We start from the raw sequence: 15251 nt of genomic DNA, 5'->3' as shown, positions 1-15251 counted from the left end.
CCTCTTGTCAGCACGAAAAACCCGAGCGTAGACTGCGCCTGCACTGGACATACCGGTAAGACCACAATAATTAAGTCCTGAATCTGATGCGCTCAACGCGCACGGCAGCCAGGACACCGACCAGGATTCCTCCCCATGCTCAGATGGTGCTCGCGTTCAATCTTCCTCCAAGTGGTTCTCGGACTGGTGCTCGGCATCGTCTGCGGGCTGACCCTCCCCGAATACTCCGCTCAACTCAAACCGCTGGGCGACGGCTTTATCAAACTGATCAAGATGCTGATTGGCCTGATCGTGTTCTGCGTCGTGGTCAGCGGCATCAGCGGTGCCGGCGACTTGAAGAAGGTCGGGCGCATCGGCCTCAAGTCGGTGATCTACTTCGAAGTGCTGACCACCATCGCATTGGTGATCGGTCTGGTGTTTGCGTTCAGCACCGGCATCGGCAGCGGCGCGAACATTCATCTCGACCAGCTCTCCGCCGCCGACATGGGCGACATCGCCCAGCGCGGCCAGCACATGCACACCACCACGCAGTTTTTGATGGACCTGATTCCGACCTCGGTCATCGGTGCCTTCGCCGACAACAACATCCTGCAGGTGCTGCTGTTTTCGGTGCTGTTCGGCAGCGCGCTGAACCTGGTGGGCGAAGCGGCCTCGGGCATTTCGCGGCTGATCAATGAACTCAGCCATGTGATCTTCCGCATCATGGGCATGATCGTGCGCCTGGCGCCGATTGGCGTGTTCGGCGCCATCGCCTTCACCACCAGCAAATATGGCCTCGACTCGCTGCAACATCTTGGCAGCCTGGTTGGCCTGTTTTACCTGACGTGCGTGGCGTTCGTGTCGCTGATTCTCGGTCTGGTGATGCGCGTGTCCGGCCTGCGCATGTGGCCGCTGCTCAAATACCTGCGCGAAGAATTGCTGATCGTCATGGGCACCGCGTCGTCCGACGCCGTGTTGCCGCAGATCATGCGCAAACTCGAGCATCTGGGCATCGGCAGCTCGACGGTCGGACTGGTGATTCCAACCGGTTACTCGTTCAACCTCGACGGTTTTTCGATCTACCTGACCCTGGCCATCGTGTTCATCGCCAACGCCACCGGCACGCCGCTGGCCATGACTGATTTGCTGACCATTTTGCTGGTGTCGCTGATCACCTCCAAAGGTGCGCACGGGATTCCCGGTTCGGCGCTGGTGATTCTCGCGGCGACGCTGACGGCGATCCCGGCCATTCCGGTGGTTGGCCTGGTGCTGGTGCTGGCGGTGGATTGGTTCATGGGCATTGGCCGCGCGTTGACCAATCTGATCGGCAACTGCGTGGCCACTGTGGCGATTGCGCGGTGGGAAAAAGACATTGATGTGCAACGGGCAAACAAAGTGCTTTCCGGTCAGGTCGGGTATACCTTCCAGCCGAGAAAACCGGTAGCACCGGCGCATCAGCAGGAATTCTGAGCATGTGCGAGCCTGCCACGCGGCAGGTTCGTTAGCCTTATTCATGGAGCAAAACGTGATTACCACTTCAACGGTCGTCAATTCAGTCGTAGAAAAACTTCGGGCCGCGCTGGCCCGTGGTCAGTGGCGCTCCGGCGAAATGTTGCCGGGCCAGCGTGAACTGGCCGAACAATTGGGCATCAGTCGTCCGAGCCTGCGCGAAGCGGTGATCGTCCTCGAAACCCTCGGGCTGGTGCGTTCGATGCCGGGCAAAGGCGTGGTGGTGCTGGAAGCCACTCTCAGCGACAGCCAAAGCCACGACAGCGCGGTAGCCGGCGCCAGCCTCGAAGATGTGCTGCAACTGCGCTACACCCTCGAGCCATTTATCGTCGGGCTGGTGGCGCAATCGATCAGCAGCAAGGAAGTCGGGCAATTGCGCCTGACCTTGATGGACATGCGCGAAGCCCTTGAGGCCAATGACAGCGAAGCCGGGGTCAACGCCTACATCGCGTTCCACGAGGAGCTGTTCACGCTGACCTCGAATCCGATTTTCCAAAGCGTGGTGCAGCAGACCAGCAACGCCCTCAAGCAAAGCGCCGATGTGCTGCGCAATTCGCCGGAGCACCTGGCCGAACGGCTTGAGGAAAACGAAGCGGTGGTCCGCGCGATCCGCAGCAAGAACAGCGCCCAGGCCAGCGCCGAAATGCGCCGGCATATCCTGCGCGAAGGTCAGCGCATGGGCATTGAACTGAACATTCCGGACGACAACCTCGGCAGTTGAATCCGCTGCCCACTGGAGACAAGCCATGAACAGCTTCGCCTCAACCATCAGCGCCCTGCCCTGTTCCGCGTCGGCGCAGGATCTGTATTCGCGAGTGTTCGACGCCATTCTCGAACAGCGCATCGATGCCCACAGTCGTTTTACCGAAGACAGCCTGGCGCAGATGTTCGGCGTGCGCCGCAGTGACATTCGTGGCGTGCTGACGCGGTTGTCGCACCAGCATGTGATCGTGCTGCGCGCCAACCATCGACCGCGTGTTGCGCTGCTTGAGGGCGAGCAGACTCGGCAAATGTTGCATGCGCGGCGCCTGACCGAGGTCACGCTGGTGCGCCTGGTGTGCCAGCAATCTTGCCCGCAGGATCTGCAGCCGTTGCGCGATCTGCTGGCGAGCGAGCGCGAATGCACGGCGCCGGGCGCGGCGATTCGCTTGGCCGGGGAATTTCATTTGTGTTTGGCGCAGATGGCCGGGAATGCACCGTTGGCGCATTTTCTTGGCAGTCTGGTGCCGCTGAGTTCGCTGGCGATTGCGCAGTCGGGTACGCGTTTGGCTGAGGATTGCGTCTGGTCAGTTCACGCGCAGATGCTGGCGGCGGTTGAGGGTCGGAATGCTGACGTGGCCGCGGGCTTGCTTAATCGGCATCTGGATCACTTGGAAGCGCTGTTGCTGAATCCGCAGCCGACATTGATCCGAAATCGCGTTGCCGGTTAGAGCGTTATCGCGAGCAAGCTCGCTCCCACAGGGGATTTCTGGTGTGTGCAGATTTGTGTTCACTGCAAAACACATGTGGGAGCGAGCCTGCTCGCGATGGCGGTGGGTCAGCAACCGAAATGTTGACTGACAGAATGCTTTCGCGAGCAGGCTCACTCCTACAAAGGGAATGCATTCCAAATGTGGGAGCGAGCTTGCTCGCGATGAGGCCTGACCGTTACCGACGGTTTTGCAATTAATCCGCTGCCACCCGCGCAAACCCTTCGCGAATCTTTTCTTCCGGCAAATCATCGGCAATAAAAACAATCACGCTTTCGCGCGCCTCGCCTTCGGCCCATTCGGTGTCCCAGTCGAAGCCGTATAACTTCAATACGCCTTGAAACACCATGCGCCGCGGCTCGCCGATGATGCTCAGCACGCCTTTGTAGCGCAGCAATTGCTTGCCGTGTTGTTCCAGCAGTTCGTTCATGAACTCGCTGAGTTTGTCGATATCCAGCGGTTTGTCGGTGCGCAGCACCAGGCTGGAGATGCGGTCGATGGACGGCGCTTTACTCACCGGGCGCAGGCTCATGCCACCGCCGAGATCAGCATTGAGGTTGAAGCCGCGCACGTCGAGCAGTTCTGCCAGGTCGATCTGGCCGTGCTCGACAATGCGAATCGGCGCACGGCGGTTGATTCGGGTCAGGCGCTCACTGAGGGCATCGAAAGTCGCTTCGTCGATCAGATCGCGTTTGCTCACCAGCAAGCGATCGGCAAAACCGATCTGCGCCTGCGCGATAGTTTGCGTCAAATGAGTGTCGGCATGCGCGGCGTCGACCAAGGTGATGATGCCGTCGAGGATGTAGCGCTCGCGCAGTTCTTCATCGATGAAAAAGGTCTGCGCCACCGGGGCCGGGTCGGCGAGGCCGGTGCATTCGATCACCAGCCGGTCGAAAGCGATTTCGCCGCTGTCGAGGCGTTCGAGCAGCAGGTACAGGGCTTTGGTCAGGTCGGTGTGAATGGTGCAGCAAACGCAGCCGTTGGACAGCGTCATGACTTGCACCGGCTCAGCGCCCAACAGTTGGGTATCGATGCCGGCGTCGCTGAATTCGTTTTCGATCACGGCGATTTTCAGCCCGTGCTCGGCTTTGAGCAGATGGCGCAACAACGTGGTTTTACCCGCGCCAAGGAAACCGCTGAGGATCGTTACCGGAATGGGAGAGGACAACTGGAATCTCCTGTTGCAAAAAATGAGAGCACACATAAAACAAATGCAGGAGTGAGCCTGCTCGCGATGGCGGTGTTTCAGCAACCACAATGTTGACTGACAGATCGCTATCGCGAGCAAGCTCAGCTCCCACAGGGGATTTCTGTTGTGCGCAGATTTTGTGTGCACCACAAATCAAATTGTAGGAGTGAGCCTGCTCGCGATGGCGGTGGGTCAGCAACCAATGTATTGACTGACAGATTGCTATCGCGAGCAAGCTCAGCTCCCACAGGGGATTTCTGTTGTGCGCAGATTTTGTGTTCACCACAAATCAAATTGTAGGAGTGAGCCTGCTCGCGATGGCCGTGGGTCAGCAACCAATGTATTGACTGAAAGATTGCTATCGCGAGCAGGCTCACTCCTACAAGGGAACTACGTCATGCGCAGATTTTGTGGTCACTGCAAATCAAATGTGGGAGCCGAGCTTGCTCGCGATGGCGGCTGAACATTCAACACAGATGCTGAATGTCAGACCGCTGTCGCGAGCAAGCTCGGCTCCCACAGGGTTTGGCGTTGTTTCAATGACAGCCGTTTAACAACACTTCGGCCCGGATTTGCCGCCGTAACGCGCTTCCTGACGTTCGCGGAAGAACATTTCGTAGGTCATCACCGGTTTGTCCGGGTGGTTGGTTTGCATGTGCTCGACGTAGTTGTCGTAGTCGGGCATGCCGACCATCAGGCGCGCGGCCTGACCGAGGTATTTACCGAGGCGACTCAGGTCATTGAACATCGTTGCAATCCTCGATCAAGCATCCGGCAGCGCCTGGAATGGCGCTTCTTTATCCGTGCGTTCCTTGGTGCCCCAAGCCGCAATCCCGACTTTGAGCGCGTAGAACAGAATGCTGAACACCACAAACAGGAACAGTGCCGTCAGCGTCGCGTTGGTATAGGCGTTGAAGATCACGTGGTTCATCTGCGTAATGTCCTTGGCCGGCGCGAGGATCTGGCCATTGGCCAAGGCATCGCTGTATTTACGCGCCAGCGACAGGAAGCCGATCGCCGGATTGGCGTCGAACAGCTTGATGAAACCGGCCGTGGTGGTGCAGATCAGCAGCCAAACGGCTGGCAGCATGGTCACCCAGATGTAGCGTTGGCGTTTCATTTTGATCAGCACAACCGTGGCAAGCATCAGCGCGATGCCGGCGAGCATCTGGTTGGAGATGCCGAACAGCGGCCACAAGGTATTGATCCCGCCCAGCGGATCTATCACACCCTGATACAACAACCAGCCCCACATTGCCACACAACCGGCGGTGGCGATCAGGTTGGCGGTCCAGGACTCGGTGCGTTTCAGCGCCGGAACGAACGAACCCAGCAAATCCTGCAGCATGAAACGACCGGCACGGGTGCCCGCATCGACCGCCGTCAGGATAAACAACGCCTCGAACAGAATGGCGAAGTGGTACCAGAACGCCATGGTGTTTTCACCCGGCAGCACGCTGTGCAGGATCTGCGCGATCCCGACCGCCAGCGTCGGAGCACCGCCGGCACGCGCCAGAATCGTGGTTTCGCCGATGTCATGCGCGACCGCTTGCAGCGCTTCCGGAGTAATCGCAAAACCCCAACTGCTGACGGTTTGCGCGACCGTTACCACGTCGGCGCCGACCACAGCGGCCGGGCTGTTCATGGCGAAATACACGCCCGGCTCGATCACCGAAGCGGCGACCATGGCCATGATGGCGACGAAGGATTCCATCAACATCGCGCCGTAGCCGATGTAGCGGGAATTGACTTCGTTATCCAACAACTTCGGCGTAGTGCCAGAGGAGATCAGCGCGTGGAACCCGGACACCGCGCCACAGGCAATGGTGATGAACAGGAACGGGAACAGACCGCCCTTCCACACCGGCCCGGTGCCGTCGACGAATTGGGTCAGCGCGGGCATTTTCAGCTCGGGCATGGTCACCAGAATGCCGATCGCCAGAGCGATGATGGTGCCGATCTTGAGGAACGTGGACAGGTAATCGCGCGGCGCCAGGATCAGCCATACCGGCAACGAAGCCGCGACGAAACCGTAACCGACCAGCATCCAGGTAATCTGCACGCCGGTGAAGCTGAACGCCTTGGCCCACACCGGATCGGCGGCAATCTGCCCGCCCAGCCAGATCGAGCCCAACAGCAGCAGCACGCCAACGATGGAAATTTCACCGATGCGGCCCGGGCGGATGTAGCGCATGTAAATGCCCATGAACATCGCGATCGGAATGGTCGCCATCACCGTGAAAATCCCCCACGGGCTCTCGGCCAGGGCTTTGACCACGATCAGCGCCAGCACCGCGAGGATGATGATCATGATCAGGAAGCAGCCAAACAGCGCGATGGTCCCGGGGATACGGCCCATTTCTTCACGGACCATGTCGCCGAGCGACCGGCCGTTACGCCGCGTCGAGAGGAACAGGATCATGAAATCCTGCACCGCACCGGCCAGCACCACGCCGGCAATCAGCCACAGCGTGCCGGGCAGATAACCCATCTGCGCCGCCAGCACTGGACCGACTAAAGGCCCGGCGCCAGCAATGGCCGCGAAGTGGTGGCCGAACAGGATGTGTTTGTTGGTCGGGACGTAGTCCAGGCCATCATTGTTGAGTACGGCGGGGGTGGCCCGACGTGGATCGAGTTGCATCACATGGGTTGCGATGAACAGGCTGTAGTAACGGTATGCAACGAGGTAAATGGCCACTGCGGCGACCACAATCCACAAGGCGTTGATCGCCTCGCCTCGGCGCAATGCCACTACGCCCAGGGCGCACGCTCCTACGATTGCCAGCAGCAGCCAGGGTATGTGGCGTAGCAGGCTATTATTATTTTTCATTTTTATATTCCAGCCAGGGTGGACAAGAAAGACAGCCATCCGGAGTTTAGCTCGCCTGTCGATAAAGACCATACCCAACATTGGTCTAGAGCCATCAGCGTGCGGTCTGGAACCATCAGCGTGCTGGCCGCGCTCGCCAATGCCGGTCTATAGTCACGCAACCTTCACGAGGATTGCGCCATGAGTGACCAGCCTGCCGATCGCCGCCGCTTCAAACGAATCGAGTTCGACGCCCGCACCGAGCTGAGCCAGGGAGCATTGACCTGGCCAGTGAAGCTGATCGACCTGTCACTCAAGGGCTTGCTGATAGAGAAGCCCGAACCCTGGCTGGGTCATCCGGCGCAGCATTTTCTGGTGGATATTCACCTGACCACTGACGTCGAGATCAAAATGGACGTCGAGTTGGCACACGACGACCACGGCCAGCTCGGCTTCGTCTGCAAACACATCAGCCTGGAATCCATCGAGCGCTTGCGGCGGTTGATCGAGTTCAACCTCGGCGACCCGGCAGAACTGGAGCGCGAGTTGGGTGCGTTGATCGAGGTTTAATAACCTGTACCCCTTGTAGCAGCTGGCGAAGCCTGCGTCCGGCTGCGCAGCAGTCGTGGAGTCCGGCGACTCGGTGTTTCAGGAAAATCTCGCACTCAGGTTTTGCGTCTGCTTCGCAGCCGAACGCAGGCTTCGCCAGCTGCTACAGATTATGTTGCAAGCAATGGGGCAAGTTATTCGAAAAGAGCGTCCAGCGCCTGTTCCAGTCGGGTCACCGCGATAATCTGCAAGCCCGGCGGCGCTTCTTTCGGTGCGTTGCCCTTGGGCACGATTGCGCGTTTGAAGCCGTGTTTCGCCGCTTCCTTCAAGCGCTCCTGGCCACTCGGCACCGGGCGCACTTCACCCGACAAGCCGACTTCGCCGAACACCAGCAGATCATGCGGCAGCGGCCGATTGCGCAGGCTCGACATCACCGCCGCCATCAGCGCCAGATCCGAGGCGGTTTCCAGCACTTTGACCCCGCCGACCACGTTGAGGAACACGTCCTGATCGTGGGTCGGAATCCCGCCATGGCGGTGCAATACCGCCAGCAGCATGGCCAGACGGTTCTGATCCAGCCCCAGCGTGACCCGGCGCGGGTTGGCCAAATGACTGTCATCGACCAGCGCCTGCACTTCGACCAGCATCGGTCGCGTGCCTTCCCACGTCGCCATCACCACACTGCCGGGGACTTCTTCCTGCGCGCGCGTAAGAAAAATCGCCGAAGGGTTGGAGACTTCTTTCAAACCCTTGTCGGTCATGCCGAACACGCCGAGTTCGTTGACCGCGCCGAAACGGTTTTTCACCGCCCGCAGCAAACGCAAACGGCCATCGGATTCGCCTTCGAAATACAGCACGGTATCGACCATGTGCTCCAGCACCCGCGGGCCGGCGAGCGCGCCTTCCTTGGTCACGTGGCCGACGAGGAAAATCGCCGTGCCGCTCTGCTTGGCGTAACGCACCAACAGCGCCGCACTCTCGCGCACCTGAGAAACACCGCCGGGCGCCGATTGCAGCTGTTCGGTGAAAATCGTCTGGATCGAGTCGATCACCATGACCTTGGGTTTTTCCTGGCGGGCCGTGGCGATGATTGTTTCGATGCAGGTTTCGGTCATCACCCGCAGCTTGTCCTGGGGCAAACCGAGGCGACGCGCGCGCATCGCCACTTGTTGCTGGGATTCTTCGCCGGTGACATACAGCGCCGGCATGCTCTTGGCGAGGTTGCACAAGGTTTGCAACAGAATCGTCGATTTGCCGATGCCCGGATCACCGCCGATCAACACCACCGAGCCGTCCACCAGACCGCCGCCCAATACCCGATCGAGTTCGCTGGAGGCGGTGGAGAAACGCGGAATTTCTTCGACGCTGACTTCCGCCAGGGTCTTGATCTGCGCCTGCTGGCCGGTCCAACCGGTGCGACCGCTGGGCGCCGCAGCGCCGCCGCTCTCGACCATGGTTTCGGTCAGGGTGTTCCAGGCTCCGCACTCGCCGCACTGGCCGGCCCACTTGGGGAAAGTCGCGCCGCACTCGGTGCAGCCGTACATGCGTTTGGCCTTGGCCATCTGAACCCCCGGGAAAAACCGCGATGATAACGCAGCCGGACTGGATCAGCGCGGCGCGGCGTTGCGGATTTCACCGCTGGCCAGACGCGCGGCGCTATTGCCCAGCGGATCTTCGGCATTCAGGTCGGCGCCCTTGGCTTTCAGCGCATCGAGCAATTCCACGCGATTGAACAGTCCGGCGTACATCGCGGCAGTCTGCCCGGCGCCATTGCGTTGATCGGGGCTGCAATCGCTGGCCAGCAAGGTGCGCGCGATGTGCATTTCACCCTTGAAAATAGCGCCCATCAGCGCCGTGTTGCCACGCTGATCCTGCGCGCAGGCATCGGCGCCGGCGGCGAGCAAGCGGTTCACCGCCTCCGTCTGACCGTGGTACGCCGCCAGAATCAGCGCGGTGTAACCCTTGGCGTCGCGGGTATCGAGGGAATAACCGGCGTCGATAAAAGTCTCGAGCATCGGCACATCGCCACGGCGCGCGGCGTCGAAATAGTAATCCTGCAGTTGCGCTTTCAGCGCGGCCGGATCTTGCGTGACATCGGCCGCAGGCTCGGCAAACGCACTCGACGAGAGCGCTGCCAGAAAAAAGCATAAACACCAACGCATGACTGGCTCCTTCAATGTGGCGCAGAGGGGACGGAGCCTCGAACGAGGCCCCGCGTGTTCAGGCAAAAAAGCGCTCAGTCCGCCAGTTTCGCCGCCAGCGTCTTGACCCGCGCCAGGTCACCCTTGGCCACTTTGGTGACGCCGCTGCCGTACTCCGGATCAGCCTTATAAAGGAAGGACAGCATGATGTGCTTGCTCTCATCGTCGGTGGTCGCCAACGAACCGCCGAAGCTGTCGATCAGGTCCTGACGCTCCTTCGGGCTGAACGAGCGATACAAATCGCCAGCCTGCTTGAAGTTCTGCTCATGCTGGATCTTCGCCTGCTGGGTGCTGCCGCTCAGCGCCGACTGGCTGTAGCGCGCGGTTTGCGCCTCTTCACGCGGCAGCAAACGGCTCGGCTGATAGTTCACGCCAGAGTTGCTGGCGCCACTGTTCATCGCGCCATCCTGATTGCCATTGTTCACTGGCACTTTCGCTGCGTTGATCGGCAATTGCAGGGCGTTGGCGCCGAGACGATACATCTGCGTATCGGCATAAGAGAACACTCGACCTTGCAACAAACGGTCTTCCGAAGGCTCGATACCTGGCACCAGGTTCGCCGGTGCCATGGCAACTTGTTCGGTTTCCTGAAATACATTCGCCGGATTACGGTTCAACACCATTTGTCCAACTTTGCGCTCGGCAATACCCGGCCAGACCTTAGTTGCGTCCAATGGATCAAAATCAAACTTGTACAAGTCTTGAGGGTTGACCACTTGCACGTACAAGTCCCACTTCGGAAAGTTGCCTTTGTTGATGTTGGTGACCAAATCATTCGTCAGATGGCTGTAGTCCTGACCTTGAACTTTGACCACTTCTGCCGGATCGAGATTCTTGATCCCTTGCAAACTCTTCCAGTGAAACTTCACGTAGTGAACTTCACCTTTAGTGTTGATTAACTTGTAGGCATGAACACCGTTACCGTCCATCTGCCGATAACTGGCAGGTGTGCCAGCGTTGGAATACAACTCGGTCAGGGTGCGCGTGGCTTCCGGTACGTGGGAGAAGAAGTCGAAACGGCGCGAATCGTCGTCAAGGTTGGTGCGCGGATCGGGCTTGAAGGCGTGGACCATGTCCGGGAATTTGATCGCGTCGCGGATGAAGAAGGTCGGGAAATTGTTGCCGACCAGGTCCCAGTTGCCGTCAGCGGTGTAGAACTTGGTGGCAAAACCGCGCGGGTCACGCAGGGTTTCCGGGGAGTGGTTGCCATGCACCACCGCCGAGAAACGCACGAACACCGGGGTGCTCTGGCCGGCGGCGAACACTTTGGCTTTGGTCAGATCGCTGAGGTCGTCGGTCACGGTGAAGGTGCCGTGGGCGCCGGTGCCGCGAGCGTGCACCACGCGTTCGGGAATGCGTTCGCGGTCAAAACGCTGGAGTTTCTGGATCAATTGCACGTCTTGCAGGAGTACCGGGCCAGTGGCGCCGGCGGTTTGCGAGTTCTGGTTGTCGCCGACGGCGGCACCGTTATCGCGGGTCAGGGTGGCTGCACTCACAGAAAACGACAGCAGGCCGGCGCTCAAAACGCCGAGGGCGCGGCGATGGGGAAAAGCCCCGGGGCCAAGGGAAATTTGCATTGGAGATTCCTCTGATTTTTTAAGGCGCATCCAGGTGCGCCCGACAGAGGCTAGAGACCGCTGGCGCAAAATCTAAATAGAAATGCCCAACCGCACCGATAGGCAAAACGGGCTGGAAGCCACGGTCTAGACGGGGTAACCGCGCGCGAGTGCTGGCTTTTTGTAAACTTTTCGCAATCAGGCGGGTCGACTGCAGGCAAGCCATGTAAGCAGGTGTTTCGAGCGAGATGCGTTTTGCTGATTTACACTGCGTTCACCAACCTCATCTGTAACAAGGAAATCACCTATGGGCGTGATAAACGAGTTCAAGGCCTTCGCGGTCAAAGGCAATGTGGTCGACATGGCCGTCGGTATCATCATCGGCGCCGCGTTTGGCAAGATCGTTTCGTCGTTCGTCGGCGACGTGATCATGCCACCCCTCGGTCTGCTGATCGGTGGGGTGGATTTCAGTGATCTGGCGATTACGCTCAAGGCTGCCAACGGCGACATCCCGGCGGTTGTGCTGGCGTACGGCAAGTTTATCCAGACCATGATCGACTTCGTGATCGTTGCGTTCGCGATCTTCATGGGCGTCAAACTGATCAATCGTTTGAAGCGTGAAGAGGCCGTGGCGCCGAAACTGCCGCCAGTGCCGACCAAAGAAGAAGAGCTGTTGAGCGAGATCCGCGATCTGCTCAAGGCGCAGAACGAACAACCGAGACGGTTGGAGTGATAAAAAACGGCGCCTGCGGGGCGCCGTTTTTTTTACCAGCGGTTTTTGCCGGCCGTTATTTACCGGTAGATCTCTACCAATAGTTCTCTACCGCGACTTGCCCAGGCCGGCGACTGAGGCTGAGGTTCATGTCGCGTTGTTTGAGCAGCTTGCGGGTGTCGTCGATCATCTGCGGGTTGCCGCAAATCATCACGCGCGAGTGCTCCGGGGTCAGCGCCACGCCTGCCGCGCGCTCCAGTTCGCCATTCTCGATCAGGGTGGTAATGCGCCCATTGAGCGCGCCGTCGAATTGCTCGCGGGAAACGGTCGGGATGAAGTGCAGTTTGTGCGCGTACTCGGCCAGGTAATCGCGCTGTGCCAGCCCTGCGATCAAGTCCCGATAAGCCAGCTCCCGTCCCTCGCGCACGCTATAGACGAGGATGATGCGCTCGAATTTCTCCCAGACTTCGAAGTCCTGCAGGATCGACAGAAACGGTGCCACGCCCGTGCCTGTGGATAACAGCCACAAGTCACGACCATCAATGAAGCGATCAAGCGTCAGGTAACCGGTGGCCATTTTCTCGATCAGCAAGGTGTCGCCGACTTTCAAACGACTCAGCTCACTGGTGAATTCGCCGCCCGGCACGACAATCGAGAAGAATTCGAGAAACTCGTCATGCGGTGAAGAAACCATCGAATAGGCGCGCCACACCGTGCTGCCATCAGCCTTGGTCACGCCCAACCGGGCAAACTGACCCGCGACAAAACGAAAGCCCGAATCCCGCGTGGCGCGCAAGGTAAACAGGCTCGGGGTCAGTGGTTGGACGTCGAGCAGGGTCTGGCGGGTGAATTTTTCTGCACTGGCGGTCATGTGGCACTCCATCGGACAGGTGCGGCCAGTGTCCCGCAAAGCAGGCGGGTTAAACACCGATGGTTTGTAGTGGCATTAGCTGAAATGTTTTAGCGGAAGGCGCGAGCGAAGTTTTTGACGGCGCCGAATCACCGGATAAATGAACTGCAGTACGAAGCTCATATTGATAGTTACAGAAGTGTTACAACCTTAAGAACTCATTATCGAATTGATGAACGTTCCCATCGCGAAATAGTCAGGGCGTTTTCCGAAGATTAGTCCTACACTCCGGACGTACCGGATCATTGGATCCAATCTGCACCCCAACGAAACACGTAAATGGAGATTACGCTAATGGAAAGATGGAAGGAGACACAGCTCAACCAGTTGGCGGGCGCCAAAGAGTTTGATACCGCGTACCAGATTTCGCTTAACTTCATCAAAAATCTGGGCTTCAAGTTTTGCGCGTTCTCAACCACCTCCAAGGCGCCGACCACATCAACCACAGCATTTATACGCAACAACTTCCCCCCAGACTGGAACACCCTCTACGAACAGAACAAGTTTGACGTTATTGACCCTGTCGCCGCCCACTGCGCGCAATCAATGTTGCCGATTCTTTGGTCTGAAGACGCTTTCGCCAAAACCCCATGGATCTGGCAGGCCATGCAAGAGCAAAAGCTGCAGCACGGCTGGTCGCAGTCGATCCACGACGAGGAAAATGACCTGTGCAGCGTTTTGAGCCTGGCTCGAAGCCACTGTGAGGTGACCGCGTATGAGATGTATGAAAACCTCGGATTCACGGTGCTCATCAGTCGCCATTTGCACGCCTTGGCCGCGATGGCGCTGCCCAGGAAAGCCCCTGCGCCGAGCATCCCGCACCTGTCTGCGCGAGAGATCGAGGTGCTGAAATTATCGGCTGACGGCAAGACCGCTTATGAGATTTCGCGGATTCTCAACCTGAGCGAACGCACGGTGAATTTCCACGTGCACCGCTCCATCGAGAAGCTCGGCGTGTGCAACAAGATTTCCGCCGTGATCAAAGCCACCCGGGTCGGCGTCATCTGAGGACGTTCTGTCCGAGGAAAACCTGCGGGTAATCCACCCGAAAAAAACGTACCATTTGCGATCCGTCCAGAGTGATGACGTGGGAACCTCCACGGCGCAGTCCACTCGGCCGTTTCTGCCCGCTACATCGCCCCAGGGCTGCGGGATACCCGTTGATTATCCAGAGCCCCCGCCCCATGCCTTTGCTCGAAACACCCTTCGCCGAACTCGACCTGATTCGCCAGCCCGAACAGCAGAACGAACCGCTGCAAGCCTTCGATGCCGCGGACGAATACCTGCTCAATCATCTGGCCGAACAGCAACCGGGCGCTGACTGCAGAGTGTTGGTGCTCAACGACAGTTTTGGCGCATTGGCTGCGAGCCTCGCGGGCAAGGTCCGGATCACCAGCAGTGGTGACTCGTACTTGGCGTTTCAGGGTCTGGAAAAGAATTTGATTCGCAATGGCCTGAGTTTCGACGCCGTGCCGAGTGTGCCGGCCAACGAAGCCTTGGCCGGGCCGTTTGATCGTGTATTGATCCGCGTGCCGAAAACCCTCGCCCTGCTCGAAGAACAACTGATTCGCCTGCAAAGCCAATTGGCGCCGGGCGCGCAGGTGATTGCTGCGGCGATGGTCAAGCATCTGCCGCGTGCGGCTGGCGATCTGCTCGAACGTTACATCGGCCCGGTTCAGGCGTCGCTGGCGGTGAAAAAAGCGCGTTTGCTGATTGCCACACCCGAAGCGAAAGCGCCGGCCACCTCGCCCTACCCTTCGCGTTACCTGCTCGACGAGCCGGCCATCGAACTGCTCAACCACGCCAACGTGTTCTGCCGCGAAGGCCTGGATATCGGCACGCGCGCGTTCCTGCCGCATCTGCCGAGAAACCTTGGCGCGGCGCGGGTGGCTGATCTCGGTTGCGGCAACGGCGTGTTGGCCATCGCCAGCGCCCTGCAAAACCCTGACGCGCAGTACACGCTGGTGGACGAGTCGTTCATGGCGGTGCAATCGGCCAGCGAAAACTGGCGCGCGGCGCTCGGCGAGCGCGAGGTGATCGTGCGCGCGGATGACGGTCTGGCCGGGCAGGAAGCGCAATCGCTGGACGTGGTTTTGTGCAATCCGCCGTTTCATCAGCAGCAAGTGGTCGGCGATTTTCTGGCGTGGCGCATGTTCCAGCAGGCCCGCGAAGCGCTGGTGGTGGGTGGCGCGCTGTATATCGTCGGCAATCGTCATTTGGGTTATCACAGCAAACTGGCGCGGCTGTTTCGCGGGGTCGAGCAAGTGGCGGCGACGCCGAAATTCGTCATTCTGAAAGCGCGCAAATAATCCCGGGCAAAAAAAACCCTCCATCAGGAGGGTTGAGAAACCGTGTCACAAGGCACGGA

14 protein-coding genes are annotated in these 15251 nt (G+C 59.1%); 7 read left to right on the top strand and 7 right to left on the bottom strand.

Annotation, left to right across the window (positions count from 1 at the left end; all coding sequences use genetic code 11):
* Positions 1–135: 135 nt before the first annotated feature.
* The 3 genes from FBY12_RS26455 to FBY12_RS26445 are packed head-to-tail and all read left to right on the top strand — an operon-like array spanning position 136 to position 2918.
* Positions 136–1449 (top strand): C4-dicarboxylate transporter DctA, encoded by a 1314-nt coding sequence (locus FBY12_RS26455; RefSeq protein WP_092277783.1) that lies wholly within the window; start codon positions 136–138, stop codon positions 1447–1449.
* A 55-nt stretch (positions 1450–1504) separates the two neighbouring features.
* Positions 1505–2209 (top strand): FadR/GntR family transcriptional regulator, encoded by a 705-nt coding sequence (locus tag FBY12_RS26450; protein WP_121732839.1) that lies wholly within the window; start codon positions 1505–1507, stop codon positions 2207–2209.
* Between the two features lie 25 nt (positions 2210–2234).
* The gene (locus FBY12_RS26445; protein ID WP_145257292.1) at positions 2235–2918 is read left to right on the top strand and encodes a GntR family transcriptional regulator; all 684 of its coding nucleotides are present in this window, start codon (positions 2235–2237) and stop codon (positions 2916–2918) included.
* A gap of 235 nt (positions 2919–3153) precedes the next feature.
* Here FBY12_RS26445 and yjiA read toward each other — a convergent pair whose 3' ends face one another.
* The 3 genes from yjiA to FBY12_RS26425 form a co-directional block, all read right to left on the bottom strand.
* On the bottom strand, positions 3154–4125 hold the full coding sequence (gene yjiA, locus FBY12_RS26440) for a GTPase (protein WP_145257289.1): 972 nt from the start codon (positions 4123–4125) through the stop codon (positions 3154–3156).
* A 571-nt stretch (positions 4126–4696) separates the two neighbouring features.
* The gene (locus FBY12_RS26430) at positions 4697–4894 is read right to left on the bottom strand and encodes a YbdD/YjiX family protein (protein WP_092269411.1); all 198 of its coding nucleotides are present in this window, start codon (positions 4892–4894) and stop codon (positions 4697–4699) included.
* Positions 4895–4909: 15 nt separating this feature from the next.
* Positions 4910–6976, bottom strand: a complete 2067-nt coding sequence (locus FBY12_RS26425) for a carbon starvation CstA family protein (RefSeq protein ID WP_121732792.1) — start codon at positions 6974–6976, stop codon at positions 4910–4912.
* 180 nt (positions 6977–7156) lie between these two features.
* On the opposite strand from FBY12_RS26425, the gene FBY12_RS26420 reads away from it, so the two are divergent.
* Positions 7157–7525 carry a PilZ domain-containing protein gene (locus FBY12_RS26420; protein ID WP_145257286.1) on the top strand — a complete coding sequence of 123 codons (369 nt, stop codon included), beginning with the start codon at positions 7157–7159 and terminating at the stop codon, positions 7523–7525.
* A gap of 173 nt (positions 7526–7698) precedes the next feature.
* Here FBY12_RS26420 and radA read toward each other — a convergent pair whose 3' ends face one another.
* The 3 genes from radA to FBY12_RS26405 all read right to left on the bottom strand — a co-directional run bounded on the left by radA (position 7699) and on the right by FBY12_RS26405 (position 11282).
* The gene (gene radA / locus FBY12_RS26415; RefSeq protein WP_145257283.1) at positions 7699–9066 is read right to left on the bottom strand and encodes a DNA repair protein RadA; all 1368 of its coding nucleotides are present in this window, start codon (positions 9064–9066) and stop codon (positions 7699–7701) included.
* Positions 9067–9111: 45 nt separating this feature from the next.
* Positions 9112–9666 (bottom strand): ankyrin repeat domain-containing protein, encoded by a 555-nt coding sequence (locus tag FBY12_RS26410; RefSeq protein WP_121732795.1) that lies wholly within the window; start codon positions 9664–9666, stop codon positions 9112–9114.
* A gap of 74 nt (positions 9667–9740) precedes the next feature.
* Positions 9741–11282: a catalase gene (locus FBY12_RS26405; protein WP_145257281.1), complete on the bottom strand. Its 1542-nt coding sequence runs from the start codon at positions 11280–11282 to the stop codon at positions 9741–9743.
* A 286-nt stretch (positions 11283–11568) separates the two neighbouring features.
* Here FBY12_RS26405 and mscL point away from each other — a divergent pair, with 286 nt between their 5' ends.
* Positions 11569–11994, top strand: coding sequence for a large-conductance mechanosensitive channel protein MscL (gene mscL / locus FBY12_RS26400; protein WP_092277765.1), 426 nt, complete (start codon positions 11569–11571; stop codon positions 11992–11994).
* Positions 11995–12067: 73 nt separating this feature from the next.
* Here mscL and FBY12_RS26395 read toward each other — a convergent pair whose 3' ends face one another.
* Complete coding sequence (locus tag FBY12_RS26395) at positions 12068–12844, bottom strand: ferredoxin--NADP reductase (RefSeq protein ID WP_145257278.1); 777 nt, start codon at positions 12842–12844, stop codon at positions 12068–12070.
* 333 nt (positions 12845–13177) lie between these two features.
* Here FBY12_RS26395 and FBY12_RS26390 point away from each other — a divergent pair, with 333 nt between their 5' ends.
* Together FBY12_RS26390 and FBY12_RS26385 are read left to right on the top strand one after the other, a co-directional pair.
* Positions 13178–13891, top strand: coding sequence for an autoinducer binding domain-containing protein (locus FBY12_RS26390; RefSeq protein WP_145257275.1), 714 nt, complete (start codon positions 13178–13180; stop codon positions 13889–13891).
* A gap of 176 nt (positions 13892–14067) precedes the next feature.
* Entirely contained in the window at positions 14068–15192 is a 1125-nt protein-coding gene (locus tag FBY12_RS26385) for a class I SAM-dependent methyltransferase (protein ID WP_145257272.1), read from the top strand.
* Positions 15193–15251: the final 59 nt, after the last annotated feature.

Source organism: Pseudomonas sp. SJZ131, from assembly GCF_007828705.1.
Taxonomy (GTDB): Bacteria; Pseudomonadota; Gammaproteobacteria; order Pseudomonadales; family Pseudomonadaceae; genus Aquipseudomonas; species Aquipseudomonas prosekii.
The sequence above is the reverse complement of the archived record's forward strand: the minus strand, read 5'-3'. Positions and strand labels throughout refer to the sequence as shown.